This is a genomic window from Streptomyces sp. NPDC051940, from assembly GCF_040680895.1.
GTDB lineage: Bacteria > Actinomycetota > Actinomycetes > Streptomycetales > Streptomycetaceae > Streptomyces.
Genome location: NZ_JBFAXR010000052.1, coordinates 1 through 25,268 on the forward strand (window position 1 = coordinate 1; position 25,268 = coordinate 25,268).

Sequence of the window (25,268 nt, forward strand, 5' to 3'; positions counted from 1 at the left end):
TACTGCACACTCTTTCCCTCCCCGACGCACTTCCGATCTCCGCTGCGCTCCGCCGAGGGATGCCACTGGGTGGGCCGGTGGGGCCGGCCCGGCTCCGCTGCGCTCCGCCGGCAAAAGCGCCCCGTGCCAGCGTGACCGGCCCCCTTCCCAGCCCGTCCGGCGTTTGAGGACTTCGGGCGAAGCCCGAAACGCGTCAGCCGACGCAACCGGCGCCCTTCCAGCCCGTCCGGCGCTTGAGGACTGAGGCGCGAAGCGCCGAACCGCGCCGCAGGCGCCAGCGCAAACCGCACGATGCAGCGTGAGCGCAGCACCACATCAGCCCGTCCGGCGTTTGAGGACGAGGCGCGCAGCGCCGACCGCGCCGCAGGCGCCCGCGGGACCCGAGCCGATTAGCGCGACCGGCACCGAATCCAGCCCGTCCGGCGCTTGAGGACGAGGCGCGCAGCGCCGATCCGCGTCAGCCGGCGCAAAGGCGACCCCCAAGCCCACCCGGGGGTCCGGGGGCGGAGCCCCCGGGCAGGGCGAGGAACCCCGGGGCTTCAGCCCCGGAACGCGTCGAGACCCGTCAGCGCCTTGCCCAGAACAAGCTGATGCATCTCGACCGTCCCCTCATACGTGAGCACGGATTCGAGGTTCGTCGCATGCCGCATCACCGGATACTCCAGCGAAATCCCGTTCGCCCCGAGAATCGTGCGCGCGGTGCGGCAGATCTCGATCGCCTCGCGCACATTGTTGAGCTTTCCGAAGCTCACCTGCTCCGGCCGCAGCCGCCCCGCGTCCATCCGGACCCCGAGGTGATGCGCCAGCAAAAGCCCCTTGTGTAGTTCGACGGCCATGTCCGCCAGCTTCGCCTGCGTGAGCTGGAAGCCGCCGATCGGCCGGTCGAACTGCTCCCGCGTCTTCGCGTACGACAGCGCCGACTCGAACGACGCACGCGCCGCCCCCATCGCGCCCCACACGATCCCGTACCGGGCGTGCGTCAGGCAGCTGAGCGGCCCCTTCAGCCCGGTGACCCCGGGCAGCACCGCGTCGGAAGGGAGCCGTACGTCGTCGAGCACCAGCTCGCTCGTCACGGACGCCCGCAGCGACCACTTGTGCTTGATCTCCGGCGCCGAGAACCCCGTCGCGTCCGTGGGGACGGCGAAGCCCCGGATGCCCTCGTCCGTCTGCGCCCAGACCACCGCGACCCCGGCCACTGACCCGTTGGTGATCCACATCTTGCGCCCGTTCAGGACCCAGTCGGACCCGTCCCGCTTGGCGTACGTCCGCATGCCCGCCGGATCGGACCCGTGGTCGGGCTCGGTCAGCCCGAAGCACCCGATGACCTCGCCGGCGGCCATCCGCGGCAGCCACGCCTGCTTCTGCTCCTCGGATCCGAAGCGGTGGACGGCGTACATCGCGAGCGACCCCTGGACGGACACCAGCGACCGGATGCCCGAGTCGGCGGCCTCCAGCTCCAGGCAGGCGAGCCCGTACTGCACCGCCGACGCGCCCGCGCAGCCGTAGCCCTCCAGGGACATGCCGAGCGCTCCCAGTGAGCCCAGCTCACGCGCCAGCTCGCGGATCGGCGGCAGCGACCCGCTCTCGTACCAGTCGGCGATCTCGGGCAGCACCCGCCGTGCCGCCCAGGACCGGACGGTGTCGCGCACCGCCAGGTCCTCGGGGCTCAGCAGATCGTCAATCCCGAGCGGATCGCTGGGATCGAACGGCGGCATAGGGCCGCGCTGGGTGCGGGACGGTGTGCTGGACATCGGGGGCGTCCTCCGGATGACGTTCGCGGCTCAGCTGCTGCGGGGGCTTCAGCAGCGGCTGCGCAGCCGGCTGCGGCACCGGTGCCGGCTGCTGCGCAGCCGACGCTACGTCCGGGTAATCCCCCGCGTCCAGGCGCCCCCGCCGCCCGTCCGCCGCATCGTGACCGGCGCCACACTCCATCGTCCGCGGCAGCCGCAGCGCGGCCAGCGCGCCGAGCAGCAGCAGGCCCGCGCTGACGACGAGGGTGACGTGCATGCCGTGCACGAACGCGTCGCGCGCCGCGTGGCGCAGCGCCTCTCCGCGGTGGCCGCCGAGCTCCGTGGCCACCTCGTACGCCTCGCCCAGGGAGTTGCCGGCGGCCCGGCCGGACGCGGAGGGCACGCCGGGGACGTCGCTGACGCCGGGCCGGTAGACGGCGTTCATCACGCTGCCCAGCAGCGCGATGCCGATGCCCGCGCCGAGCTGGTAGGAGGTCTCGCCGATGGCGGCGGCGCCGCCCGCCTGCTCGGCGGGGGCCTCGCTGAGCATCGACTCGTACGCGCCGAAGAGCGTCATCTCCAGCCCGAAGCCCAGCAGCACGAAACCGGTCGTGAGCACCGCGGGCTGGTCCTGCTGGCCCATGACGATCAGCCCGAGCACCGCCACCGCGGTGAGCACGAAGCCGAGCGCGACCATGACGCGCGGCCCGAAGCGCCGCAGCATCCGTGCGCCCAGCAGCCCGGCGGTGATGGCGGCGAAGGTGAGCGGGATCAGCCGGACCCCGGTCTCCAGCGGGGTGAAGCCGAGCACCAGCTGCAGATACTGCACGGCGATCAGCTGCAGCCCCACCAGCGCCAGCATGGCCAGCACGATGCAGCCGACCGAGATGCCGAAGGCCCGCCGGCGCATCACCCGCAGGTCGACCAGCGGATACGTACGGCGCCGCTGCCGGCGTACGAAGAGCACGAGCAGCGCGCCGCCTCCCACCGCGGACGCCGCCACCGGCGCGTGCAGGACCCGCTCGCCCGCTCCGACCGCCTTCACGGCGTACACCACGCCGAACAGGCCGAAGGCCGCCATCAGGGCGCCCAGGACGTCCCAGGGCCCGTGGCCGCCCTCGACGGACTCCGGCAGCAGCCAGCGGCCCACCGGGACCGCGATGACCATGAGCGGGATGTTGACGATGAAGACCGAGCCCCACCAGAAGTGCTCGACCAGGAACCCGCCGAGCAGCGGCCCGATGGCCGCGCCGACGGCGGCCGTGGCGCTCCACACGCCGATGGCGACCGCGCGCTCGCGCCGGTCGGGGAACACGTGGCGCAGGATCGACAGCGTGGCCGGCATGATCATCGCCCCGCCGACGCCGAGGAGGGCGCGGGCGGCGATGAGCACGTTCGGATCGTGGGCGGAGGCCGCGAGTGCGGAGGCGACACCGAACAGGGCGTATCCGAGCAGCAGCACCCTTCTGCGGCCGACGCGGTCGCCGAGGGTGCCGAAGAGGATGAGGAGCGACGCGGCGACGAGCGGGTAGGCGTCGACGATCCAGAGCAGGGCCGTGGAGCTGGGCCGCAGATCCTCCGTGAGGGAGGGCACGGCCACGTGCAGCACGGTCGCGTCGAGGGCGACGAGCAGCAGGCTGGAGCAGAGCACGACCAGCACCGTCCAGCGGCCGGCGCCGCCGTCTCTGGTGGTACGCGCTCTCGCAGACACGCGCCCCGGCTGAAGCACGGCCGTGGTCGTCCCTGCCATCAACGCACCTCCAGCGCGGAACCTGGCCCTTCGCGAGACGTCAGAGTACGCGAGTCGCGGCTGCTGTCGCGGGGTCCGGTCCGAGTTGAGGCAAACCTCCCACGTTCTGTGACTGTGCGTGGAGAACCCGTCACCGGGTACTGGGGAACGGTCAGTTGATCGATCAACACACACGCGCCCGGATCCGGCGAACGAACCTCGACTCTGCGGCGAATCCAGGATTAACATCTGTAAGAAGGAAATAAAAATGGATGGTGAATGGCGCGCGCACTTCCGGAAAGCCCCGGCAGAAAGTCCTCAAAACCGCAGGCCCGAAGCCCCGATTGAGACGGACTCCACATCACATAGGCATTACAAACCGGGCGCTCGTGCCAATCCACCCCACGCCAACCTGTAGCGTCGATTCCGTGCGTACCGAAGAGAAGACCGCTGCCGTGGAGGAGCAGGCCGCCCGCCCGGCGGGCCGGCCGCGCCCTCCGCGCATGACCCGGGCCCGGCTGTGGCTCCTCGGGTCGACCGCGGCGGTGTACGTGGCGATCGTGGTCGGCGTGCTCAGCACGTCCTGGCTGGTACGGCTGGACTGGCAGCTGATGCTGTTCCGCCCGTACAAGCAGTGGCCCGAGGTGCACGCCTTCCTCGACTACTTCGTGGTGCTCGGCCAGCGCGGCCCGACCGCGCTGGCCGTTCTGTGCTGGCTCGGCTACTGCGCGTGGCGCCAGCACTCCCTGCGCCCGGTCCTCGTCCTCGGCACGGCGCTGCTGCTGCTGAACCTCACGGTGGGCGCCGCGAAGATCGGCATGGGGCGGCTCGGCCCGCACTACGCCACCCAGATAGGGTCGAACGAGATGTGGCTCGGCGGCGATATATTTCCCTCCGGTCACACCGCCAACGCCGTGGTCACCTGGGGCGTGCTGGCCTATGTGGCGGCGACGCCGGTGGCCCGCCGCATCGCCTCCGTCATCTCCGCCCTGGTCTCGCTGGGCGTCGGCCTCACCACGGTCTATCTGGGCACCCACTGGATCAGCGACGTGCTGCTCGGCTGGGCCGCCGGTCTGCTGATCCTGCTGGCCCTGCCCTGGTTCGAGCCGTGGATGCACAGGGCCGAGGACCTGCTGCCCGCCCTCTGGCGCCGGCTGCGCTCGTCGCTGCGTCCGGTGCCCGCGCCGGCGCTGCAGCCGCTCTCCACCCGGGTGGCGATCATCTCCCAGCGCGCCGGCGTCGGGGCCCCGCAGGCCGCGTTCGGCCCCGGCGAGAACCCGCTGCCGGAGATGGCAGGGGTGGGCGCCCGCCCCGCGGGTCCGCCCGCGCTGGAACGGAGCCGGGAGCTCGGCGAGGGCTGGCCGCACCACCCCGCCCGGCCGCACATCGCGCGGCACGAGCGCACGCCGGTCACCCCGACCGGTCCGCGCCGCCCCCCGTACCCGGACCGCTCCCCACGCCCGCAGACGCGCGCCGCGGGCGGCCCGACGGCGTAACGGGGTACGCACAGGCAGGCACAGGGCCCCGGCCCTCCGCGAGGAGGACCGGGGCCCTTCGTCGTCGGACGCCGCGCGCTCAGCCCTGCCAGCAGCGCTTGACCGTGCCGTCCTCGACCTCGAGGTTCAGCCGGCCGCCCAGGTACTCCATGGTGATGATCGCCCCCGGCGGCAGGGTGCGGACGGGGGACCAGCCGCGTTCGCGCGCCCGGCGCTCCGCGGTGTCGGCGTCGAGGCCGAGGTACGACGCGAGGTCGTCGACGGGCTCGGCGGGCGGGTTCGGTACGGGTGCCATGCCCCCACGCTAGACCCCCGCTGATCGCCCGGGAAGGCACGGACCGGGCATACGGGCGTCCCGGCCCCGTCCGCACCAGGTCACACTTGGGTCACAACCGCCGCCGCACGGTTGACGCGTGCCCGATCCGCGGAATGTGCGCGTCCGCCGAATTCCCGGAACAGCCCCTGGAAAGCGTCGAATCGGGCCGGTTCACACACCCCGAACGGTCGCCCCGCTCATCGGATTTTCCCTTCGAATTACTCCGCGAATCACCCTTGGAATACCTTTCCGAATACCACCCCGGCGACCCTCGCGAAGATCACGCAACTGCCTTTCCATTCCCGGCCCTTACAAGATCCTTACAATAACCGCACAACCGAACGGCAACCTTCTGCCCGGAACCTCGCGACGCACCCTCGCGCATCAGGGGTCGACGCGAGCATCATGTCGCATGCGACGCAGGTGACAGCCCGGCCCGCGAGACGGCTGAGAGGGGATCACGGGATGGGGACGACGCACGCGGTGGCGACAGATGTGGCCCTGCCCCGGTCACAACGCCAGGGCCACGTCCTGGTGGACTGGCTGACCACCACCGACCACAAGAAGATCGGGCATCTCTATCTCATCGCCTCGTTCCTGTTCTTCCTCTTCGGCGGGGTGCTCGCGCTGCTGATGCGAGCGGAGCTGGCCCGGCCGGGGCTGCAGGTGATGAGCAACGACCAGTTCAACCAGGCGTTCACCATGCACGGCACGATCATGCTGCTGCTCTTCGCGACGCCGACCTTCGCCGGGTTCGCGAACGAGATCATGCCGCTGCAGATCGGCTCGCCGGACGTGGCGTTCCCCCGGCTGAACATGCTGTCGTTCTGGCTGTTCCTGTTCGGCGGCCTGATCGTGGCCTCCAGCTACATCGTGCCCGGCGGGCCGGCGGCGTTCGGCTGGTTCGCGTACGCCCCGCTCAACAGCCAGGTGCGCTCGCCCGGCATCGGGCCCGATATGTGGATCATGGGGCTGGCGCTGGCCGGCTTCGGCACCATCCTCGGCGCGGTCAACTTCCTGACGACGATCATCGGGATGCGCGCGCCGGGCATGACGATGTTCCGGATGCCGATCTTCACCTGGAACACCCTGTTCACGTCGATCCTCATCCTGATGGCGTTCCCGGTGCTGGCCGCGGCGCTGCTGTGCCTGGAGTCCGACCGCGCCTTCGGCTCGCACATCTTCGACAGCGCGAACGGCGGGGCGCTGCTGTGGCAGCACCTCTTCTGGTTCTTCGGCCATCCCGAGGTCTACATCATCGCGCTGCCGTTCTTCGGGATCATCAGCGAGATCATCCCGGCCTTCTCGCGCAAGCCCATCTTCGGGTACATCATGCTGGTCGGCGCGACCATGGCGATCACGGGGCTGTCGGTGGTGGTCTGGGCGCACCACATGTTCGTCACGGGGGCGGTGCTGCTGCCCTTCTTCTCGTTCATGTCGTTCCTGATCGCGGTGCCCACCGGGGTGAAGTTCTTCAACTGGATCGGCACGATGATGAAGGGCTCGCTGTCCTTCGAGACCCCGATGCTGTGGTCCGTCGGCTTCCTGGTCACCTTCCTCTTCGGCGGGCTGACGGGCGTGCTGCTGGCCTCGCCGCCGATCGACTTCCACGTCTCCGACACGTACTTCGTGGTCGCCCACTTCCACTACGTCGTCTTCGGCACGGTCGTCTTCGCGACGTTCGCGGGCTTCTACTTCTGGTGGCCGAAGTTCACCGGGAAGATGCTGGACGAGCGGCTCGGGCGGATCCACTTCTGGACGCTCTTCGTGGGCTTCCACACCACGTTCCTCGTCCAGCACTGGCTGGGCGCGGAGGGCATGCCGCGCCGGTACGCGGACTATCTCGCCGCGGACGGCTTCACCGCGCTCAACACCGTCTCGTCCATCGGGGCGTTCCTGCTGGGGCTGTCGACCCTGCCGTTCCTCTACAACGTCTGGAAGACGACGCGCGAGGGCGTGAAGGTCGAGGTCGACGACCCGTGGGGGTACGGGCGGTCGCTGGAGTGGGCGACGTCGTGCCCGCCGCCGCGGCACAACTTCGTCACCCTGCCCAAGATCCGCTCCGAGTCGCCGGCGTTCGACCTGCACCATCCGTACGCGGCGTACGACGACACGGGCGGCGGTACGCCGGAGCTCACGCCGGGCGAGGAGCCTGCGAGCGCCCCAGAGCCCGGGACAGCCGCCCCTCCATCGCCCTGATGTGCTCGATCAGCTCGGGCGGGTCGACGACCTCGAAGTCGTAGCCGGTCATCAGCAGATGGATGACCATCACCCGCGGGCCGTTCGTCCCGGTGCGCAGCAGGCAGCTGCCGTCGTCCACGGCCTCGAGCACGCCGGCGGACGGTGAGATGGTCGCCGCCGCCTCCTCGAGCGGTACGAGGAGGCGGACGGTGGCCTGGTCGCTGTACGCCGCGGTGGACACCCCGCGGGAGACGTACGCGGCGAGGTCCGCGGCGGGCGGGTCGCGCGGGGGGACGCGGGGGCCGTGCGGGGGCCTCGGCTCGATGCGGTCGGCGCGGAAGGTGCGCCAGTCCTCGCGGGCGGTGTCCCAGGCGACGAGGTACCAGCGGTTGCGGGAGCAGACGAGGCGGTGCGGCTCGACGGTGCGGCGGGACGGGGTGCCGTCGTGGCCGGCGTACTCGAAGCGCAGGATCTCGCTGTCGCGGCAGGCGCTCGCGAGCTCCGTGAGCACGCCGGGGTCGACGGTGGGGCCGCCGCCGGCGCCGGTCATCGGCACGGTGAACGAGCTGAGCGTGCTCACCCGCCTGCGCAGCCGGCCGGGCAGCACCTGCTCCAGCTTGGCCAGCGCCCGCACCGACGTCTCCTCGATCCCCTCGATCCCGCCGCCCGCGGCCCGCCGCAGCCCCACGGCCACGGCGACGGCCTCCTCGTCGTCGAGCAGCAGCGGCGGCATCTGCGCCCCGGCGCCGAGCTGGTACCCCCCGGCGACCCCGGTTGAGGAGTTGACGGGATACCCCAGCTCCCGCAGCCGGTCCACGTCCCGCCGCACGGTCCGCGCACTCACCCCCAGCCGCCCGGCCAGATCGGCCCCGGACCACTCCCGGTGGGCCTGCAGCAGGGACAACAGCTTCAACAGTCGCGCGGAGGTCTCCAACATGCCCGCATCCTCCCCACCATTGCGGCCAACGCCTGTCCTCGATGCGATCGTAGTAGCGCTCAGCCCTCCCACACCACGACGACCTGCCCCTCCGCCGCGGCATCGGCGTAGAAGCCCCGCACCCGCCGGAGCGCGTCCCCGAGACAGCACCGCAGGTCCCCGTCGGGTGCGGACGGCGCCATGCGGCGGCAGCGGTCCAGGTACTCCGGGGTGAGCCGGGCGAGTTGCCGGGTGACCGCCATGGCCGCGGCATCCCCCGCCCGAGGCGGTCGAGGACAGCGGATTACGGGCGGTAGCCCAGGTAGGGCACCGTGAAGCAGTTCTCGTTCATGTCGCCCTGGGTGGTCCAGCCTCCCTTGCCCGAGGACGCGGCGTCCTGCCAACGGGCCACCGACACACACGCGTCGCGCGTCCGCGGCGGGGCCGGGAGGGACTCGAAGCGGGTGGGGAGGAGGAGGCCGGAGGCGTCGTACGGGGTGGAGCGGTTCATGAAGGTCTCGACGCAGGCGCGCGTGAGCGCGTCCCCGCAGGACGCCGCCGCGTCCGCGAACCACATCGCCGCCGCCCAGCCCTCCAGCTGCCACTGCGAGCGCGTGTCCGTCTCGGCGTAACGGTCCATCCCCCGCCGGAAGTCGGCGACCGCGGGATGGTCCGCGTCGGCGTAGTTGCGGCTGGAGCCCGTCACCCACAGGGTGTTGCGGCAGTCGGGGACGCCCGCGTACTCCTTGCGCACCTGCGACGACCAGTTCTGCACGTTCGTGACCTTCGCGGTCACCCGCACCCCCGCCGACTCCATCGCCTCGCAGAGCCGCACATTGCCGTTCGTGTCCATCGCGTCGAAGACGAGGTCCACGTCCCGCGCCTTCAGATCGGCCGCCACGGCCCGGAAGTTGGGGAGCGCGAAGTCCACCTGCTCCGTGACGACCCGGTACCCCTCCGCCTTCAGCCCGGCGGCCACCAGCCGCGCGTACGAGGCGGAGGACGCCTGGTTGTACGACACGACCGCCGCGGTGCGCGCCCCCTGCTCCTCCTTGAAGTAGCGGTAGACCTCCGTCCCCCCGTACAGCTTCCCGCCCCACCCCGGCGTGCCCTCGCGCGGCGCCAGGCTGCCGTAGATCGAGTACAGGTGCGGATACGTGTCGTACGCGGCGCCGATCGGCTGCCCGCCGATGTCGGGCACCCCCGCGTCGCTGACCTGTCGCGCCCCCGCGTAGTCGAGCGAGGTCGTGGCGACCAGCGCGAAGACCTTCTCCTGGCCGACGAGTCTGCGCACGCAGTCGCTGTTGCCCACCCCCGCGCCCTGGTCGTCGCAGGTGACGACCTCCACCGGCCGGCCGCCGATGCCCCCGTGGTCGTTGAGCCACGCGAAGTACGCGCGGGCCCCGTCCCGCGGCCCGGTGAACGCCGTCGCGCCGATCGGGCTGGTGGCGCTGGCGATGATGCCGACCTTCACCGGCTCACCGCGCGCCGCGGACGCGGACCCGGACGCGTCGGGGAGCGGCGAGCGCTCGGTGAAGTCCCGCTCCGGCAGCCTGCTCCCGCAGGCCGTGCCGAGTATCAGCACGGCCGCGGCGAGCAGGGCCGCCGCCGGTGTGCGGCGGCCGCTCATGAGTCCGTCATGAAGTGCAGCCCGGCCCCGGAGTCCCGCTGAGGCCGACCAGCCCGCAGAGCGTCACCTTGGACACCTTCCAGGTGCCGTCCTCCAGTACCGCCGTACCCGCGCCGTTGGGCAGCACGGTGGCGCCGCCGACGGCCAGCGAGTAGCTCACGGCCGCCTCGGTGGGCGAGGAGAACGACACACCGGTGACCTTCACCTCCACTCCCTTGGCCTGCTCACTGCCGGCGAACTGCTGCATGAGCGGGCGCATCTCCTCGCCGCCCTCCAGCAGGCCCGCCTTCTTGTCCAGCGGGACCTTCGGGTTGAAGAAGTCCTCGAAGTTCTTCGTGATCTCCGCCTGCGCCGCCGCCGGATCGGCCGGCTCGCCGCCGCCCGTGGGGCTGGGGCTCGCCGTATCGGTCGGCGACGGCGCGGCGGTGGTCGTCTCCGCCGTCGGTGACGGCGTCTTCGTGCCGTCTCCGTCGCCGCCGTCGTCCGAGCACGCCGTGACGCTCGCCGCGAGCGCCAGCACCAGTCCCGCCGTCAGCGCGGCAGCCCGCGCCCGTCTTCCCCCTCTGGGCATCCGTCTCACCTCTCGCGTAGAACAACTGCCCTTACCAAGCCATACACGGCATAGTGCATCCGTGCGGCCCGTATTCCCATAGCTGACACACGGGACGAAGTGGGAAGCCGCGACATGTCCACCGACGGGTCCAGGGGGCAGAATGCCGCGAGTGAGATTCCGAGAGAGCTCCGCGGTCCGCACCCTCGCCCTGCGCTGGGGCGGCTGGGTGGCGCTGGCGGTCGGCGCGGTCCTGTGCGTGATCGGCTGGTACGGCATCTCCGGCGAGCGTTTCGCCGAACGCCAGCTCCCCTATCTGGCCTCCTCGACCATCCCCGGCGCCGCCCTCATCGTCGCCGCGGCGGTGCTGCTCGCCCGCGGCGACCAGGGCCTCGCGGCCACCCGGGTGGAGGAGTTGTACGCGGCGCTCACCGCGTCCGGGCCCGAGCCGGCCGCCGGCGGCGGCGCGCCGCGCACGGCCGTCGCCGAGGCGCCCTTCCTCGCGGTGCCGGGCGGCACGCTCTACCACCGCGCGGACTGCCCGCTGGTCGGCGGGAAGGCCGACGCGACGCCCGTGGACGGGGAACCGTCCGGGCTGTCCCCCTGCCCGGTCTGCGAGCCGGCCGCCTGAGATGTCGTCGCTGACGTACGACCTGACGCTGGCCGGTCTGGCGGTGGGCAGCGCGGCGGCGCTCACCGCGATCGGTCTGATCGTGACCTACCGGGCGACGGGCGTGCTCAACTTCGCCCACGGCGCGGTCGCGATGGTCACGGCGTACGCCATGTGGCAGCTGCGCGTGGGCTGGGGCTGGCCGCTGCCCGCCGCGGCGGCGCTGTGCCTGCTGGTGGTCGCTCCGGGCATCGGGCTGCTGCTGGGGCGGTTCGTGTTCCGGCCGCTGTCGCTGCTGCGGGACCGCGGCGGCAGCGGCGGGGCGCAGTCGCTCGTCGCCTCGCTGGGCGTGTTCGTGCTGCTGGTCGGCGGGGCGGGGCTGGTGTGGGGGACGGGGGCGAAGACCGACGCGCCGAAGATCCTGCCGGACGATCCGTGGGTCCAGCTCGCCACGGTCGCGGCGCTCGCGGCCGCCGTCGCGGCGGTGACGCGGTGGACGCGTGTCGGACGCGAGTTGCGGGCCGTGGTGGACGACCGGCGGCTCGCGACGCTGAGCGGTATCGACGCGGACCGGGTGGCAGACACGGGGTGGGCGTTCGGCACGTTCACGGCGGGCCTGACGGGGCTGCTGCTGGCGCCGTACGTACGGCTCGACCCGTACGGGCTGCCGCTGCTGGTGATGGCGGTCCTCGGCGTCGCGGTGGCGGCGCGCATGCGGAGCCTGCCGGTCGCCGTCGCGGCGGCGCTGGCGGTCGGGGTGGCGCAGAGCCAGCTGACGCGGCTGCATCCCGGGGGCTGGGAGGAGCAGGTGCTGCAGGCGCTGGGGGCGAACCTGTTCGCGGTGCTGCTGCTTCTCGCCGCGCTCGCGCTGCCGCGCATCGGGACGGCGGAGGGCGACGGGCAGGGGTTCCTGCGCGTGCCGCCGGCGGCTGTGTCGGGCGGCGGGCTGGTGTGGGTCCTCGCGGGCGTGCTGTTCCTCCTCCCCCTCGGCTTCGCCGGCTCGGACCTGACCACGTCCGTCCAGGTGCCGGCGCTGGCCGTGGTGCTGTTGTCCCTCGTCGTGGTGACCGGCCGCGGCGGCCAGGTGTCGCTGGGGCAGGCGGGGTACGCCGGGCTGGGCGCCCTGTTCGCGGCGCTGCTCGCCTCGGGGCGCTTCCCGGGGCTGCCGCGGCTGCCGGAGCTGACGGCGCTCGGGGTCGCGGTGCTGCTCGTCGCGCCGCTGGGGCTGCTGACGGGGTATCCGGCCATCCGCCGCCAGGGGCTCGCGCTCGCGCTGACGACGCTGGCCTTCGGCGTCGGGGTCAGCGCGTTCGTCTTCGCGCAGCCGTACGCGACGTCGGGGCTGACGGTGACCCGGCCGGCCGGCTTCGCGGACGACCGCGCGTACTACGTACTGGAGTTGGTGCTCCTCGCCCTCGCCGTCCTGGTGGTGTGGCTGCTGCGGCGCGGCCGTACGGGGCGCGCGCTGGCGGCGATGCGGGACCACGAGCCGGGGGCCGCGGCGGCGGGTGTGCGGGTGCCGCTGCTGACCGTGTCGGCGTTCGTGGCGGGGGCGGCGCTGGCCGCGCTGGGCGGCGGGATGCTGTCGATGGGCGTCCAGGCGTTCTCGCCGGGCGCGTTCGACCCCGTACGCGGGCTGCTGTGGTTCGCCGCGGTGGTCGTACTCGGGGCGGACTCCGTGCTGGGCGCGCTGCTGGCCGCGGCGCTGCTCGTCGGCCTCGACGCGGGGGCGCGCGGCGGGATGGCGGCGGCGGTGATCGGCGTCCTGGCGGTGGCGCTGGGCCGTTTCCCGGGCGGCGTGTCCGACGCGCTGCGGGCGGCGTGGGTGAGGGTGCGGCCCGCGCCCGTGGCGTTGTCGCCGACGGGGCTGCGTGCGCGGCAGCGGCTCGCCGCGGTGGCGCCCGCGCCGCCTGCCCCGGGTCCGGAAGCCGGCGGCACCGTCCGGCACGGCGACCCGGCGCCCGGCCGCCGGCCCGCGGGGCGGCTCACCGCCCGCGGCGTCGCCGTGACGTACGACGGCTACCGGGCCCTCGACGGCGTCGACCTCACCCTCACCCCCGGCCGGATCACCGCCCTCACGGGTCCCAACGGCGCCGGTAAGAGCAGCCTGTTCCACTGTCTGGCCGGCACCCGGCGCCCCGACGGCGGCACGGTCATCCTCGACGGCGAGGACATCACCCGCGCGCCCGCCCACGAGCGGACCCGCCGCGGCATCGCCAGGACCTTCCAGCAGCTCGCCGTCTTCCCCAGCCTCACCGTCGAGGAGAACATCCGCATCGGCGCCGAACAGGGACGCCGCCGCGACCCCGGGGCGACCGCCCGGACCATCGCCCTGCTGGGCCTCGAAGGCGTCGGCCGGCACCCCGCCGCCGACCTGCCCACGGGCACCCTGCGCCGCGTGGAACTGGGCCGCGCCCTCGCCGGCGACCCGTGCGTGCTGCTGCTGGACGAGCCCGCCGCCGGTCTGGACAGCGCCGAGACGGAGGATCTGGCCAGGCTCCTCGCGGCCCTCGCCGCCGACGGCATGGCCCTGCTCATCGTGGAGCACGACCCCGATCTGGTGAGCCGGCTCGCCCACACCGTGTACGAGATGGCGGGCGGCAGGATCACCGGCGTACACGCGCAGCAGCCGCACGGGGCGGAGGCCGCGCCGTGACCGTCGAGATCCGGCTGGAGGCAGCGCCGTGAGCGTGGAGATCCGGCTCGAGGCGGCCCGCGTCCGCTACGGCCCGCTGGAGGCCCTGCACGGCATCGACCTGGCGGTCGCCGGGAACCGGCTCACCGTGCTGCTGGGCCGCAACGGCTCCGGCCGCACCACCGCCCTGCGCGCCCTCGCCGGCACCGTGCCGCTGTCCGCCGGACGCGTCGTATGGCAGGGCGCGGACGTCACCCGGCTGCCCGCGTACGCGCGCGCCCGCCGGGGCATGTGCCTCATCCCCGACGTCCGCGCCGTCTTCACCTCCCTCACCGTCGCCGAGAACCTCGAACTCGCCGCCCCGGACGGCGACCCGGCCCCGGCCCTCGACGCGTACCCGGCGCTGCGGGCGCTGCTGGGCCGCCGCGCGGGCACGCTCTCCGGGGGCGAACAGCGGATGGTCGCCGTCTCCCGGGCCCTGCTGGCCCCGGCCCGGCTGCTGTTGCTGGACGAGCCGGGGCAGGGCATGAGCGCGGACGTCGAGGCCCGCACCCACGCCCTGCTCGGCGAACTCGCCCGCTCGGGGCGGACCGTGGTGGTGGCGGAGCAGTCACTGGCCCCGGGCCTCGCGGCCGCCGCCCAGGTGGTGTACGAACTGCGCCGCGGCGCGGTCGCCTTCGGCGGCGAACCGGCCGAGTGGGAGCGGACGGCCAGACCTTGAGCCGAGTCGGAGCGGACGCTCAGACCTTGAGCCGCTGCCCCGGGAGGATCAGGTCGGGATCGCTGCCCACCGTCTTCTTGTTCGCGGTGTACAGCTCGCGCCAGGACTTGTCGTGCGCCTTGGCGATCTTGCTGAGGGTGTCGCCGGCCCTGACCTTGTAGTTGCCCGCGCCCTCGCGGTCGCCGTCGTAGCGGGACGACACCGCCGGCCCGCCCGGCTGGGAACCACCGCCCGGAGAGCCGCCGGACGACCTCGGGGACGGCGCGGCAGGGGACCGGCCGTACGCCCCCGCGACCTGGGAGCAGTGCGGCCACGCACCCCACCCCTGTGCGGCCTGCACCTTGGTGGCGACGGCTATCTGCGCTTCCCGGGAGGCCAGATCGGCCCGCGACGCGTACGCCGTACCGCCGTAGGCCTCCCACGTGCCGGCGGTGAACTGCAGCCCGCCGTAATACCCGCTGCCGGTGTTGATGTGCCAGTTCCCTCCGCTCTCACAAGCGGCGATACGGTCCCACACCGCCGTGTCCGCCGCGCCGGCCGGTGCGGCGGCGGCGGTCAGCGCGACCGGTGTGAGCAGCACGGCTGCTCCCGTGGCGGTGAGGCCGCTGCGGACAGCGCCTCCGACGGTCCGCTTGCCCGCTGTCGATGCGCCCAACGAAAAAGGCATTCCATCCCTCTCGACGAGCCCGGTCTCCCCCGGACGGGGCCGCGGCCCGGGCGTAGGGACGCCCGGCGGCCGGCCCCGCCCCGCCCCCGCGGAATCGATCCGGTTCGCTGTGCGGTGGACGTACCGGGCGGTGCTCGGTGCACACGGCCGCCGAATGTATGACCGAACTCGCGCAGGTATCAACCGAACTCAGGTCATGACAGGTCAGTTGCCCGTTACCGTCGGTATCGTCGATTTCCGGCCACCGGATACATGTGGCGATACGGGCATTTGTCAGCCCGGCGACGAAGCGGAACGTGACCCGCCTCACACATGCAACTCCCCCTCCGGGATTCGGAGTTGGCGGGGAGTAAGCACGTCCGCCCGATATCTCACCGTGCGCGAGCGTCGGCGTCGCCAATCCACCCGCGGGGCGTGACCCCGGACACATCTCGCCCGTTGGACTTGGGGACCGAACCACCACACCGAGGGAGTCATCCGTGTCTCGCATGCTCGACGTGAGCGAGGACGTACGCGCCGAGATCGGCGACGAAGAAGCAGAACGGCTGCTGTCCGGCGACGGCACCCCCGGCACGTACGACTGCACGTCATGCCGCACGCCCGGGGACAGCCTGAACGAGCGCACCTCGACGGTGCTGTTCGTCGGCGAGGAGACGGCGGTGCTCGCGTTCGCGCACGCCGGCTGCGTCCCGTCCCAGGTGGTGCCGGTCTCGGAGGAGCAGATGCAGGGAGCGGTCGCCTCCATCACGGCGAGCGAGGGCGATTCCGTGGCGCCGCCCCCGCCGGCTCCCGAGCCGCCGCAGCAGGCGGTCCTCGGCGTGACCTGCGGGCTGGTGCTGTGCGGCGAGGACCTGAAGGCCGCCCTGGTGGTCGAGCCGACCGGGACCATCGCCCGCCCCGGCTCCACGGGCCCGGGCGACGACTTCCTGCCGCTCCTCATCGAGCAGGGCTTCCTCCCGGTCGTGGACGTCGCCCGGCCCCCGTCGTCCGTCCCGGGCTGGTCGGTGCTGCTGGTCGGCGGGCGGCTGCACGCGGTGATGCAGCCGGGGCAGGTCGGCCAGGCGCCGACCGCGTGGTGGCAGGCGCACCAGCCGCTGCAGGTGACGGACGCCTGGCGGCAGGTGGCGGTGAAGTCGCACGAGGTGCTGGTGCTCGCCGCCCCGGTGGGCTCCGTGGGGCGCCAGCCGCGCGAGGACCTGATGCGCGAGGCGCTGGAGCGGGCGGCGGCGCGGGGGCTGCTCGTCGGCGCCACGATGCCGCTGACCGGTACCTGAGCGGCCCGGGCGGCCGGGACGGACCGGGCGTTTCCGGGAAGTCCACACGAACGGCGCAAGGGCACCCGCATCCCGGAGGGCCGCGCGTTCGTTGCTGGGGTGTGCACTCCTCGTATCCCCACACCCATATCCCCGGCATGCGCCCGGCGCACGAGTCCGATGAGAGGACAAGCCCAACGCCGATCTACGACGAGCTGTGCGCCGAGTACCGCAGGCTGTTCCGGGCGCTGCCCGGGGACCGGACGGGCGAGGAGAGACTCCGGTTCGACGCCGTGACCGGCTACGGCTACGGCCGCAGGGGCCGCCACAGCGGCCCGGACCGGGAGCTGGGGTTCTGAGGACACGGACCGGCCGAACAAAAGCGCAGGGGCGGCGTCACAGACGCCGCCCCGCTCGTCGTACCGCTACTTCTTCCGGCCCCGCTTCTCCCGCACCCGCACCGAGATCTGGATCGGCGTCCCCTCGAAGCCGAACTCCTCGCGCAGCCGGCGCTCGATGAAGCGCCGGTAGCCCGCCTCGATGAAGCCCGACGCGAAGAGCACGAAGCGCGGCGGCCTGGTGCCCGCCTGGGTGCCGAAGAGGATGCGCGGCTGCTTGCCGCCCCGGATCGGGTGCGGGTGCGCGGCCACGAGCTCGCCCAGGAAGGCGTTCAGCTTGCCGGTCGGCACCCGGGTCTCCCAGGAGTCCAGCGCGGTCTCGATGGCCGGCACCAGCTTGTCCATGTGGCGGCCGGTGCGCGCCGAGACGTTCACCCGCGGCGCCCACTGGATCTGCACCAGGTCGCGCTCGATCTCGCGCTCCAGGTAGAAGCGCCGCTCGTCGTCGAGCTGGTCCCACTTGTTGTACGCGATGACCAGCGCCCGCCCGGCCTCGACGGCCATGGTGAGGATCCGCAGGTCCTGCACGGAGATCGACTCGGTGACGTCGATGAGGACGACGGCGCACTCGGCCTTCTCCACCGCGGCGGCGGTGCGCAGGGAGGCGTAGTAGTCGGCGCCCTCCTGCAGATGCACCTTCTTGCGGATACCGGCGGTGTCGACGAACTTCCACGTCTTGCCGCCGAGCTCGATCAGCTCGTCGACGGGGTCGCGGGTGGTGCCGGCCAGCTCGTTGACGACGACCCGCTCCTCCCCCGCCACCTTGTTCAGCAGGGACGACTTGCCGACGTTGGGCCGGCCGATCAGCGCGATCCGGCGCGGCCCGCCGACCGCCTCCCCGAAGGTCTGCGCGGGGGCCTCCGGCAGCACGTCCAGCACGGCGTCGAGCATGTCGCCCGTACCGCGGCCGTGCAGGGAGGAGACGGGGAACGGCTCGCCCAGGCCCAGGTTCCACAGCATGGCGGCGTCGGCCTCGCCGGAGGGGCCGTCGACCTTGTTGGCGCACAGCACGACGGGCTTGCCGGCCCGGCGCAGCAGCTTCACCACGGCCTCGTCGGTGTCGGTGGCGCCGACCTTGGCGTCCACCACGAAGATCACCGCGTCGGCGGCGTCGATCGCGAACTCGGCCTGCGCCGCCACGGAGGCGTCGATGCCGAGCACGTCCTGCTCCCAGCCGCCGGTGTCGACGACCTTGAAGCGGCGGCCGGCCCAGTTGGCCTCGTAGGTGACCCGGTCGCGGGTGACGCCCGGACGGTCCTCGACGACCGCCTCGCGGCGGCCGATGATGCGGTTCACCAGGGTCGACTTGCCGACGTTGGGCCGGCCGACGACGGCGACGACGGGCAGCGGGCCGTGTCCGGCCGCGGCCAGATCGCCCTCGACCTCCTCCAGGTCGAAGCCCTCCTGCGCGGCGAGCTCCATGAACTCCGCGTACTCGGCGTCGGAGAGCTCGCCGTGCTCGTCGCCGGCGGGAATGTGCTCGCTCGTCATGAAGTCTTCGTCCTCGTCACGTCTGGGGCGCCGCCGCGTCCGTAGGCCGGAGGCGGCGGCAAGGTTCTCGTTCGGGTGCGGCTGCACCCAGTGTCCTTGACCGGGTCACGCTGCACCCAGTGTCCTCGACCGGGTCACGCAGCACCCAGTGTCCTCGACCGGGCCGGGCAGCACCCAGTCTCGTCTATCGGCCGGTCGCGCGCCTGGCGGCCGTCAGATGGTCCGTCAGCCGCTCCTGGATCCGCACGGTGGCCTCGTCCAGCGCCGCCCGCGTCCGCCGTCCGCTGCCGTCGCCGGCCTGGAACGGGTCACCGTAGACCAGGTCCACCCGGCTCCGCAGCGGCGGCAGGGCCGATATCAGCCGTCCCCTGGCCTCCGTGCTGCCGAGCACGGCGACCGGGACGATCGGCGCCCCGGAGCGGACCGCGAAGTACGCGAGCCCCGAGCGCAGCGAGGCGAAGTCGCCCTCGCCCCGGGTGCCCTCGGGGAAGATGCCCAGCACCCCGCCGTTCTGCAGGACGCCGAGCGCCCGGGTGATCGCGTTCCGGTCGGCGGAGGTGCGGTCGACCTCCACCTGGCCGATGCCGCGCAGGAAGGTGCCGAGCGGGCCGACGTACGCCTCCTTCTTGATCAGGAAGTGCACGGGCCGCGGGCAGGTGCCCATCAGCATCGGGCCGTCGATGTTGTGGGTGTGGTTGACGGCCAGGATGACCGGGCCGGTGGCGGGCATCCGCCAGCCGCCGAGCACCCGGGGCTTCCACAGGCCCTGCATCAGGCCGATGCCGATGCGCCGGCCGACGGCCGCACCCCGTGCCGAGGGCAGGCTGCTGCTCTCGCTCACCGACCCCGCTTCTCCTCGATCAGCGTCACGACGCACTCGATGACCTGCTCCAGGGTCAGCTCGGTGGTGTCCACCTCGACGGCGTCGGCGGCCTTCGCCAGCGGGGACGTCTTCCGCCCGGAGTCCGCGGCGTCGCGCTTGACCAGGGCGTCCCGCGTCGCCTGCAGGCTCTGCGCGTCCTTGCCCTTCAGCTCGCCGGAGCGGCGGGCGGCGCGGGCGTCCTCGGAGGCCGTCAGGAAGATCTTGACGTCGGCGTCGGGGAGCACCGTGGTGCCGATGTCGCGGCCCTCGACGACGATGCCCACGGGCGCCTCGTGCGCGATGGAGCGCTGCAGTTCGGTGATCCGGGCGCGTACCTCCGGCACGGCGCTGACCGCGCTCACGGCGGAGGTGACCTCCTTGCCGCGGATCGGGGCGGCGACGTCCGCCCCGTCGACGGTGATCGTCGGCGCAGAAGGGTCCGTACCGGAGACGATCACGGGCTTCGCCGCGGCGGCGGCGACGGCGGCCGCGTCGTCGACGTCGATCCCGTTGTTCAGCATCCACCAGGTGATCGCGCGGTACTGGGCGCCGGTGTCGAGGTAGCTCAGGCCGAGCTTGACCGCCACGGCCTTGGACGTGCTCGACTTGCCCGTGCCGGAGGGGCCGTCGATTCCGACGATCATTTCAGGGACACCTTTCGTACCGCGCATCTGCCTCGGACAGCCTACTGGCACCGCGGAGGCACCCGGTGCCGCCCTACTGGCGCAGGGCCCAGCCCTTCTCGCGCAGCGCCGCGGTGAGCGCGGGGGCCGCCTGCGGGACGACGGTCAGCCCGATCCGGCCGGCCTGCTGGCCAGTGGCGTGCTCGATCCGCACGTCCTCGATGTTGACGCCCGCCGCTCCCGCGTCCGCGAAGATCCGCGCCAGCTCGCCGGGCTGGTCGCTGATGAGCACCGTGACGACCTCGTACGTCGCCGGGGCGGCCCCGTGCTTGCCGGGCACCCGCTCACGGCCCGCGTTGCCGCGCCGCAGCACGTCCTCGATACCGGCGGCGCCCGCGGTCCGCTTGGCCTCGTCCGCCGCCTGCAGGGCGCGCAGGGCCTCGACCGTCTCGGCCAGGTCCGCGGCCACCTCGGAGAGCACGTCGGCGACCGGCCCGGGGTTGGCGGAGAGGATGTCGATCCACATCGCCGGGTCGGAGGCGGCGATTCGCGTCACGTCCCGGATCCCCTGGCCGCACAGCCGTACGGCGGCCTCCTCGGCGCCCGCGAGCCGCGCGGCGACCATGCTCGACAGCAGCTGCGGGGTGTGGGACACGAGGGCCACGGCCCGGTCGTGGGCGTCGGCGTCCATCACCACGGGCACCGCCCGGCACAGGGCGACGAGCTCCAGGGCGAGGTTCAGCACCTCGGTGTCGGTCTCCGGGGTCGGCGACAGGACCCAGGGGCGGCCCTCGAAGAGGTCGGCGGTGGCGGCCAGCGGCCCGCTGCGCTCACTGCCGGACATCGGGTGGGTGCCGATGTACGCCGTGAGGTCGCACCCAGCCGCCTCCAGCTCCCGCCGCGGTCCGCCCTTGACGCTGGCGACGTCGAGGTACCCGCGGGCGAGGCCGCGGGCCTGCGCGCCGGCGAGGGTACGGGCGACCAGCGCGGGCGGTACGGCGACGATCGCCAGGTCCACGGGGCCGTCGGGGGCCTCGTCCGTGCCGGCGCCCAGGGCCGCGGCGGTGCGGGCCCGGCCGGGGTCCTCGTCGGTCAGATACACCTGTACGCCGCGCCCGCTGAGGGCGATCGCCGCGGAGGTGCCGATGAGGCCGGTGCCGATGACGAGTGCGGTTCTCACAACGTTCAGCGTAGTCAGCCCCCGCCCCGCCCGCCGCGCCGCCCGCCCCTTGAGACGCACGGGACGCGCTCCCAGGGTGCACGGGACGCCGCCCGCGACGCGCCCCTCGGGACGCGCGGGACGCCGCCGCTACGCGCCCCCGAGCGTGCGGGAACCCCGGAAGCCGTACGAACGCTCCGGGGTTCCCCTGCGGGCCCTACAGGGCCGTCACGCCGCCTTCTGCCCGCTCAGGCCGAACCGGCTGAGGACCGCGTCGAAGTCGGACACGGAGCCGGTCGGCGTGGCCTCGTTGACGACCTCGGGCAGCTTCTTCGACAGCTCGTTGAGCGCCTGGTCGTCGGTGAGGCCGTTGGCCTCGGCCGCCTGGTGCACGGCGTCCGTGGGCAGCACCTGCGAGAGCTGCTCCGCGCTGACCGGCTTGTTCTCGCCCGTGGAGACCCAGGACTGCGCGGCCTCCTTGACCTCGGGCTGCGCCTTGGGGCCCGCGAACATATCGAAGAGCTGGCTCAGCGGGTTGCTGCCCGAGCCGCCGCCTCCGCCGCCTCCCCCGCTGCTCAGCGCGCCGAGCAGGGAGCCGAGCAGACCTCCTGCACCGCTGCCGCCGCCGGCGGCTGACTTCCCGCCCCCGCCGAGTATCGCGCCGAGCAGATCACCGAGAGGGTTACCGGACATGTCGTGCCTTTCGCAGAAAGCGAGCCGGGTGACACCCGGCTTGGACACGCCTAATTTCCCGTATACCGGACACAGCCGCGAGTCGATCAAGCCCTGGATTCCCCGCAAACACCGCGGCCGTCCGGTAGAAAAAGGACATGATCTACCACGTGGTCCCGCTGGACGACTGGCTGCTGGCTCCGGACCGCCCCTACGCCCCCGCCTCCCTGGCCGAGGAGGGCTTCGTGCACTGCTCCCCCGACGAGGAGGCGGCCCTGGCGGTGGCGGACGAGCGGTTCCGCGACCGCGTGGGCCCGCTGATGGTGCTGCTGATCGACGAACACGAACTGACGTCGCGCCTGGTCTGGGAGGAGGCCGCGGACGGCCGCTCGTACCCGCACGTCTACGGCCGCATCAACCGCTCGGCGGTCACGGGGATGCTGGAGGTCGAACGGGACGCGGAGGGCCGGGCCCACACGATGCGCGCGTGGTCCTGACCCTCCGCCTCGCCCTGCAGGTCGGGCCCTACAGGCCGACTTCCCGCATGAGCATCCCGACCTCGCTGTTGGTCAGCCGGCGGAGCCAGCCGGACTTCTGGTCGCCCAGGGCGATCGGGCCGAAGCGGACCCGGACCAGCTTGTCCACCGGGTAGCCGGCCTCCGCCAGCATCCGGCGCACGATGTGCTTGCGACCCTCGTGGAGGGTCACCTCGACCAGGTAGTTCTTGCCGGTCTGCTGGACCACCCGGAAGTGGTCGGCGCGGCCGTAGCCGTCCTCCAGCGGGATGCCGTCCTTCAGCCGCTTGCCGAGGTCGCGCGGGAGGGGACCCGTGATGGCCGCCAGATACGTCTTCTGCACGCCGTACCGCGGGTGGGTCAGCCGGTGGGCCAGCTCGCCGTGGTTGGTGAGCAGGATGATGCCCTCGGTCTCGGTGTCGAGCCGGCCGACGTGGAAGAGCCGGGTCTCGCGGTTGGTGACGTAGTCACCGAGGCACTGGCGCCCCTCGGGGTCCTCCATCGACGAGACGACGCCGGCGGGCTTGTTGAGCGCGAAGAAGAGGTACGACTGGGTGGCGACGGTCAGCCCGTCGACCTTGATCTCGTCCTTCTCCGGGTCGACGCGCACGCCCTGCTCGGTGACGATCCGCCCGTTGACCTCGACGCGGGCCTGCTCGATGAGCTCCTCGCAGGCACGCCGCGAACCCATGCCGGCCCGCGCGAGGACCTTCTGCAGCCGCTCGCCCTCGGGCTCGCCGAAGGTCTTCGGCGTCTTGATCGCCGGCTTGTCGTGCCGGGCCCGGTTGCGCTCCTCGATCTGCGCGTCCAGCTCGCGCGGGCGCGCGGGCGCGCTGCGGCCGCGCCCCTTGGCGGGACCTCCCTGCGGGATGCCGCTCTTCTCGTACCGCCGCTCCTCCGGCCGCGGCTTGCCCGCCCGCTTCTGCTTGTCGTCGCGCTGGTTGCCCGCACCGCGGTAGTCGCGGCTGCTGCCGCCCGAGCCGCCACGGGACCCGCCGCGGGCTCCGCCGCCGGCTCCGCCGCCGGACCCGCCGCGGGCTCCGCCGCTCGAGCCGCCGCGGGACCCGCCGCCGCTACCGCTGTTCCTGCCGCTGCCGCTGCTTCGCATCAAACGTCCGTAAGTCAGTCACTGTCGCTGTGGTCGTCCACATCGAACGACGGCACGCCCTCCTGGGATTCCCCCTCGACCGCGTCCGCCTCCGGGAGGAAGGGTGCGAGCTCCGGGAGCTCGTCCAGGCCGCGCAGGCCCATCCGCTCCAGGAAGTAGTTCGTCGTCCTGTACAGGATCGCACCTGTTTCGGGTTCCGTGCCCGCCTCCTCGATCAGCCCGCGCTGCAGAAGGGTGCGCATCACGCCGTCGCAGTTCACCCCGCGCACTGCCGAGACGCGCGACCGGCTGACCGGCTGGCGGTACGCGACGACGGCGAGGGTCTCCAGGGCCGCCTGGGTGAGGCGGGCCTGCTGCCCGTCCAGGACGAAGCCCTCGACGGCCGGCGCGTACTCCCGCCGGGTGTAGAACCGCCAGCCCCCGGCCACCACGCGCAGATCGAAACCGCGCCCCTGCGCGGTGTACTCGTCGGCCAGCTCCGCCAGCGCGTCGCTGATCTCGCGCGGCCGCCGGTGCAGCACCTTGGCCAGGTGGTCGGCCGTGGCGGGTTCGTCGACGACCATGAGGACGGCCTCGAGGGCGGGCTTCAGCGGCAGCTCGGCGACGGGGTCGACGGCCTCCGCCTCCTCCTCGCCCACCGGGTCGGTCTCCCCGGCCTGGGCAGGCAGCGCCACCTGGGGCTCGTCGTCCGTGACGCTCACTTGGCCTTCTCCTTGTCGTCGTCCGCCGTCGGGGCGACGTCGAACTCGTCCGTGACCAGCGGCTCGTCCCCGGCCTCGCCGGTCCACCGCACCATCAGCTCGCCCAGCGCCTCCTCCTGCTCCAGCGCCACGGCCTTCTCGCGGTACAGCTCGAGCAGCGACAGGAAGCGGGCCACCACGGTCAGCGGGTCGGGGGCGTCGGCGATCAGCTCCTGGAACGTGGCCTCGCCCGTCTCCCGCAGCCGGCCGATGACCACGGCGGCCTGCTCCCGCACGCTGACCAGGGGGGCGTGGATGTGGTCGACGTACACCTGGGGCTTGGGCTTGGGCTGCATGGCCTTCACGGCCAGCTTGGCGAAGCCCTCGGCGCCGATGCTGATGACGACCTCGGGCAGCAGCTCCGCGTGCTGCGGCTCCAGGCCCACGGTGCGCGGGTGCAGCTTGGACTCGGCGAGCAGCCGCTCCCCGAAGATGGCCGCTATCTGCTTGTACGCCCGGTACTGCAGCAGCCGTGCGAAGAGCAGGTCGCGGGCCTCGAGCAGGGCCAGGTCCCCCTCGTCCTCGACCTCGGCGGAAGGCAGCAGCCGGGCGGCCTTCAGGTCGAGCAGGGTGGCGGCGACCACGAGGAACTCCGTGGTCTGGTCGAGGTCCCAGTCGGCGCCCATGGCGCGGATGTGCACCATGAACTCGTCGGTGACCTTGGACAGGGCGACCTCGGTCACGTCGAGCTTGTGCTTCGAGATGAGCTGGAGCAGCAGATCGAAGGGGCCCTCGAAGTTGGCCAGCCGCACGGTGAAGCGGCCGTCCCCGGGGGCGTCCGACGGGGCCGCCTCGGCGGGCTCCGTCGCCTGTGCGGGCTCCGGCTCGGGCCCGGCCGCCGGCTCGGGATCCCGTGCGGGCCGGGGCAGCGGCGAGGGCCCCGGCAGCGGCGCGGGGTCGGGTCCGGGGAGGGGCGTCGGTACGGGAGGGGGCGCGGGGCGCGGCTCCGGACCGGGCTGCGGGCGCGGCTCGGGGCCGGGCACCGGCGGTTCGGGGCGCGGTTCGGGGACCGGCTCCGGCTCGGGCACCGGCTGCGGCTTCGGCGGTTCCGGTACGGGGGTGGGCTCCGGCACGGGAGGCGGCAGCGTCCGCACGGGCGCGTCCGGCGCGGCGGTCCCGCCACCCGCGCCGGGTCCGCGTCCCAGGGTGCGCCGCCCGCCCTTGCGCTGCTCATCGTGCCTGTCCATCGCGGGCAGCGTATCGCCTGCACACCCGTACGGCAGCCCGAACCCGGGGCGCGTCCGACACGGCGACGGGGGTCCGCCC

General features: G+C 73.0%; 22 protein-coding genes and 2 pseudogenes. 8 read left to right on the forward strand and 16 right to left on the reverse strand.

The genetic code is table 11. The features are described from left to right. Nucleotides 1-539: 539 nt before the first annotated feature. Together AB0M28_RS20885 and AB0M28_RS20890 are read right to left on the reverse strand one after the other, a co-directional pair. Nucleotides 540-1,715 (reverse strand): acyl-CoA dehydrogenase family protein, encoded by a 1,176-nt coding sequence (locus tag AB0M28_RS20885; protein ID WP_365406877.1) that lies wholly within the window; start codon nt 1,713-1,715, stop codon nt 540-542. Next, nucleotides 1,678-3,480, reverse strand: coding sequence for an MFS transporter (locus AB0M28_RS20890; RefSeq protein WP_365406757.1), 1,803 nt, complete (start codon nt 3,478-3,480; stop codon nt 1,678-1,680). The genes AB0M28_RS20885 and AB0M28_RS20890 overlap by 38 nt, the downstream gene beginning before the upstream one ends. Before the next feature lie 407 nt (nt 3,481-3,887). On the opposite strand from AB0M28_RS20890, the gene AB0M28_RS20895 reads away from it, so the two are divergent. Then, nucleotides 3,888-4,955, forward strand: coding sequence for a phosphatase PAP2 family protein (locus tag AB0M28_RS20895; protein ID WP_365406760.1), 1,068 nt, complete (start codon nt 3,888-3,890; stop codon nt 4,953-4,955). A gap of 79 nt (nt 4,956-5,034) precedes the next feature. Here AB0M28_RS20895 and AB0M28_RS20900 read toward each other — a convergent pair whose 3' ends face one another. Next, the gene (locus AB0M28_RS20900) at nt 5,035-5,250 is read right to left on the reverse strand and encodes an I78 family peptidase inhibitor (RefSeq protein WP_365406763.1); all 216 of its coding nucleotides are present in this window, start codon (nt 5,248-5,250) and stop codon (nt 5,035-5,037) included. 486 nt (nt 5,251-5,736) lie between these two features. On the opposite strand from AB0M28_RS20900, the pseudogene ctaD reads away from it, so the two are divergent. After that, a pseudogene (gene ctaD, locus AB0M28_RS20905) lies at nt 5,737-7,374 on the forward strand (cytochrome c oxidase subunit I); the annotation flags it as partial. Here ctaD and AB0M28_RS20910 read toward each other — a convergent pair. The 4 genes and pseudogenes from AB0M28_RS20910 to AB0M28_RS20925 form a co-directional block, all read right to left on the reverse strand. Then, a pseudogene (locus AB0M28_RS20910) lies at nt 7,313-8,389 on the reverse strand (YafY family protein). The pseudogenes ctaD and AB0M28_RS20910 overlap by 62 nt on opposite strands. 59 nt (nt 8,390-8,448) lie before the next feature. Further along, entirely contained in the window at nt 8,449-8,631 is a 183-nt protein-coding gene (locus AB0M28_RS20915; RefSeq protein WP_365406766.1) for a hypothetical protein, read from the reverse strand. Nucleotides 8,632-8,672: 41 nt separating this feature from the next. Continuing rightward, nucleotides 8,673-9,998 carry an ABC transporter substrate-binding protein gene (locus AB0M28_RS20920; RefSeq protein WP_365406768.1) on the reverse strand — a complete coding sequence of 442 codons (1,326 nt, stop codon included), beginning with the start codon at nt 9,996-9,998 and terminating at the stop codon, nt 8,673-8,675. A 7-nt stretch (nt 9,999-10,005) separates the two neighbouring features. Then, nucleotides 10,006-10,569, reverse strand: coding sequence for a hypothetical protein (locus AB0M28_RS20925; protein ID WP_365406771.1), 564 nt, complete (start codon nt 10,567-10,569; stop codon nt 10,006-10,008). A 151-nt stretch (nt 10,570-10,720) separates the two neighbouring features. Here AB0M28_RS20925 and AB0M28_RS20930 point away from each other — a divergent pair, with 151 nt between their 5' ends. The 3 genes from AB0M28_RS20930 to AB0M28_RS20940 are packed head-to-tail and all read left to right on the forward strand — an operon-like array spanning nt 10,721 to nt 14,514. Continuing rightward, nucleotides 10,721-11,179 carry a hypothetical protein gene (locus AB0M28_RS20930; protein ID WP_365406774.1) on the forward strand — a complete coding sequence of 153 codons (459 nt, stop codon included), beginning with the start codon at nt 10,721-10,723 and terminating at the stop codon, nt 11,177-11,179. Nucleotide 11,180: 1 nt separating this feature from the next. Next, nucleotides 11,181-13,814, forward strand: a complete 2,634-nt coding sequence (locus AB0M28_RS20935) for an ATP-binding cassette domain-containing protein (protein ID WP_365406777.1) — start codon at nt 11,181-11,183, stop codon at nt 13,812-13,814. Between the two features lie 28 nt (nt 13,815-13,842). Further along, a complete protein-coding gene (locus AB0M28_RS20940; RefSeq protein ID WP_365406780.1) occupies nt 13,843-14,514 on the forward strand; it encodes an ATP-binding cassette domain-containing protein in 672 nt (223 codons plus the stop codon). Nucleotides 14,515-14,533: 19 nt separating this feature from the next. Here the strand turns inward: AB0M28_RS20940 and AB0M28_RS20945 are convergent, their stop codons facing one another. After that, a complete protein-coding gene (locus tag AB0M28_RS20945) occupies nt 14,534-15,094 on the reverse strand; it encodes a transglycosylase family protein (protein ID WP_365406783.1) in 561 nt (186 codons plus the stop codon). Nucleotides 15,095-15,660: 566 nt separating this feature from the next. Here AB0M28_RS20945 and AB0M28_RS20950 point away from each other — a divergent pair. Together AB0M28_RS20950 and AB0M28_RS20955 are read left to right on the forward strand one after the other, a co-directional pair. Next, on the forward strand, nt 15,661-16,455 hold the full coding sequence (locus AB0M28_RS20950; protein ID WP_365406786.1) for a hypothetical protein: 795 nt from the start codon (nt 15,661-15,663) through the stop codon (nt 16,453-16,455). Nucleotides 16,456-16,592: 137 nt separating this feature from the next. Beyond that, nucleotides 16,593-16,793 (forward strand): hypothetical protein, encoded by a 201-nt coding sequence (locus AB0M28_RS20955; protein WP_365406789.1) that lies wholly within the window; start codon nt 16,593-16,595, stop codon nt 16,791-16,793. A gap of 66 nt (nt 16,794-16,859) precedes the next feature. On the opposite strand, the gene der is transcribed toward AB0M28_RS20955, so the two are convergent. From der to AB0M28_RS20980, 5 genes are all read right to left on the reverse strand, one after another. Then, nucleotides 16,860-18,323, reverse strand: coding sequence for a ribosome biogenesis GTPase Der (gene der / locus AB0M28_RS20960; RefSeq protein ID WP_365406792.1), 1,464 nt, complete (start codon nt 18,321-18,323; stop codon nt 16,860-16,862). A gap of 184 nt (nt 18,324-18,507) precedes the next feature. Next, a complete protein-coding gene (locus AB0M28_RS20965; RefSeq protein ID WP_365406795.1) occupies nt 18,508-19,164 on the reverse strand; it encodes a lysophospholipid acyltransferase family protein in 657 nt (218 codons plus the stop codon). Beyond that, entirely contained in the window at nt 19,161-19,829 is a 669-nt protein-coding gene (gene cmk, locus AB0M28_RS20970) for a (d)CMP kinase (RefSeq protein WP_365406798.1), read from the reverse strand. Before cmk ends, AB0M28_RS20965 begins: the two co-directional genes overlap by 4 nt. 73 nt (nt 19,830-19,902) lie before the next feature. Further along, on the reverse strand, nt 19,903-20,988 hold the full coding sequence (locus AB0M28_RS20975) for a prephenate dehydrogenase (protein WP_365406800.1): 1,086 nt from the start codon (nt 20,986-20,988) through the stop codon (nt 19,903-19,905). A 207-nt stretch (nt 20,989-21,195) separates the two neighbouring features. Further along, nucleotides 21,196-21,660 carry a YidB family protein gene (locus AB0M28_RS20980; protein ID WP_365406803.1) on the reverse strand — a complete coding sequence of 155 codons (465 nt, stop codon included), beginning with the start codon at nt 21,658-21,660 and terminating at the stop codon, nt 21,196-21,198. Between the two features lie 137 nt (nt 21,661-21,797). On the opposite strand from AB0M28_RS20980, the gene AB0M28_RS20985 reads away from it, so the two are divergent. Beyond that, nucleotides 21,798-22,136 (forward strand): DUF952 domain-containing protein, encoded by a 339-nt coding sequence (locus AB0M28_RS20985; protein ID WP_365406805.1) that lies wholly within the window; start codon nt 21,798-21,800, stop codon nt 22,134-22,136. A 28-nt stretch (nt 22,137-22,164) separates the two neighbouring features. Here AB0M28_RS20985 and AB0M28_RS20990 read toward each other — a convergent pair whose 3' ends face one another. The 3 genes from AB0M28_RS20990 to AB0M28_RS21000 are packed head-to-tail and all read right to left on the reverse strand — an operon-like array spanning nt 22,165 to nt 25,189. Further along, the gene (locus AB0M28_RS20990) at nt 22,165-23,262 is read right to left on the reverse strand and encodes a pseudouridine synthase (protein WP_365406808.1); all 1,098 of its coding nucleotides are present in this window, start codon (nt 23,260-23,262) and stop codon (nt 22,165-22,167) included. 14 nt (nt 23,263-23,276) lie between these two features. Next, nucleotides 23,277-23,900 carry an SMC-Scp complex subunit ScpB gene (scpB, locus tag AB0M28_RS20995; RefSeq protein WP_365406880.1) on the reverse strand — a complete coding sequence of 208 codons (624 nt, stop codon included), beginning with the start codon at nt 23,898-23,900 and terminating at the stop codon, nt 23,277-23,279. A 59-nt stretch (nt 23,901-23,959) separates the two neighbouring features. Next, nucleotides 23,960-25,189, reverse strand: a complete 1,230-nt coding sequence (locus tag AB0M28_RS21000; protein WP_365406811.1) for a segregation/condensation protein A — start codon at nt 25,187-25,189, stop codon at nt 23,960-23,962. Between the last annotated feature and the right edge of the window lie 79 nt (nt 25,190-25,268).

Excerpts from the sequence above, each read along its gene's own strand:
- AB0M28_RS20885 (WP_365406877.1), bottom strand. The coding sequence starts at position 1,715 with ATGCCGCCGTTCGATCCCAGCGATCCGCTCGGGATTGACGATCTGCTG.
- AB0M28_RS20890 (WP_365406757.1), bottom strand. The coding sequence starts at position 3,480 with ATGGCAGGGACGACCACGGCCGTGCTTCAGCCGGGGCGCGTGTCTGCG.
- AB0M28_RS20900 (WP_365406763.1), bottom strand. The coding sequence starts at position 5,250 with ATGGCACCCGTACCGAACCCGCCCGCCGAGCCCGTCGACGACCTCGCG.
- AB0M28_RS20915 (WP_365406766.1), bottom strand. The coding sequence starts at position 8,631 with ATGGCGGTCACCCGGCAACTCGCCCGGCTCACCCCGGAGTACCTGGAC.
- AB0M28_RS20920 (WP_365406768.1), bottom strand. The coding sequence starts at position 9,998 with ATGAGCGGCCGCCGCACACCGGCGGCGGCCCTGCTCGCCGCGGCCGTG.
- AB0M28_RS20925 (WP_365406771.1), bottom strand. The coding sequence starts at position 10,569 with ATGCCCAGAGGGGGAAGACGGGCGCGGGCTGCCGCGCTGACGGCGGGA.
- AB0M28_RS20935 (WP_365406777.1), top strand. The coding sequence starts at position 11,181 with ATGTCGTCGCTGACGTACGACCTGACGCTGGCCGGTCTGGCGGTGGGC.
- AB0M28_RS20955 (WP_365406789.1), top strand. The coding sequence starts at position 16,593 with ATGCGCCCGGCGCACGAGTCCGATGAGAGGACAAGCCCAACGCCGATC.
- der (WP_365406792.1), bottom strand. The coding sequence starts at position 18,323 with ATGACGAGCGAGCACATTCCCGCCGGCGACGAGCACGGCGAGCTCTCC.
- cmk (WP_365406798.1), bottom strand. The coding sequence starts at position 19,829 with ATGATCGTCGGAATCGACGGCCCCTCCGGCACGGGCAAGTCGAGCACG.
- AB0M28_RS20980 (WP_365406803.1), bottom strand. The coding sequence starts at position 21,660 with ATGTCCGGTAACCCTCTCGGTGATCTGCTCGGCGCGATACTCGGCGGG.
- AB0M28_RS20985 (WP_365406805.1), top strand. The coding sequence starts at position 21,798 with ATGATCTACCACGTGGTCCCGCTGGACGACTGGCTGCTGGCTCCGGAC.
- AB0M28_RS20990 (WP_365406808.1), bottom strand. The coding sequence starts at position 23,262 with ATGCGAAGCAGCGGCAGCGGCAGGAACAGCGGTAGCGGCGGCGGGTCC.
- AB0M28_RS21000 (WP_365406811.1), bottom strand. The coding sequence starts at position 25,189 with ATGGACAGGCACGATGAGCAGCGCAAGGGCGGGCGGCGCACCCTGGGA.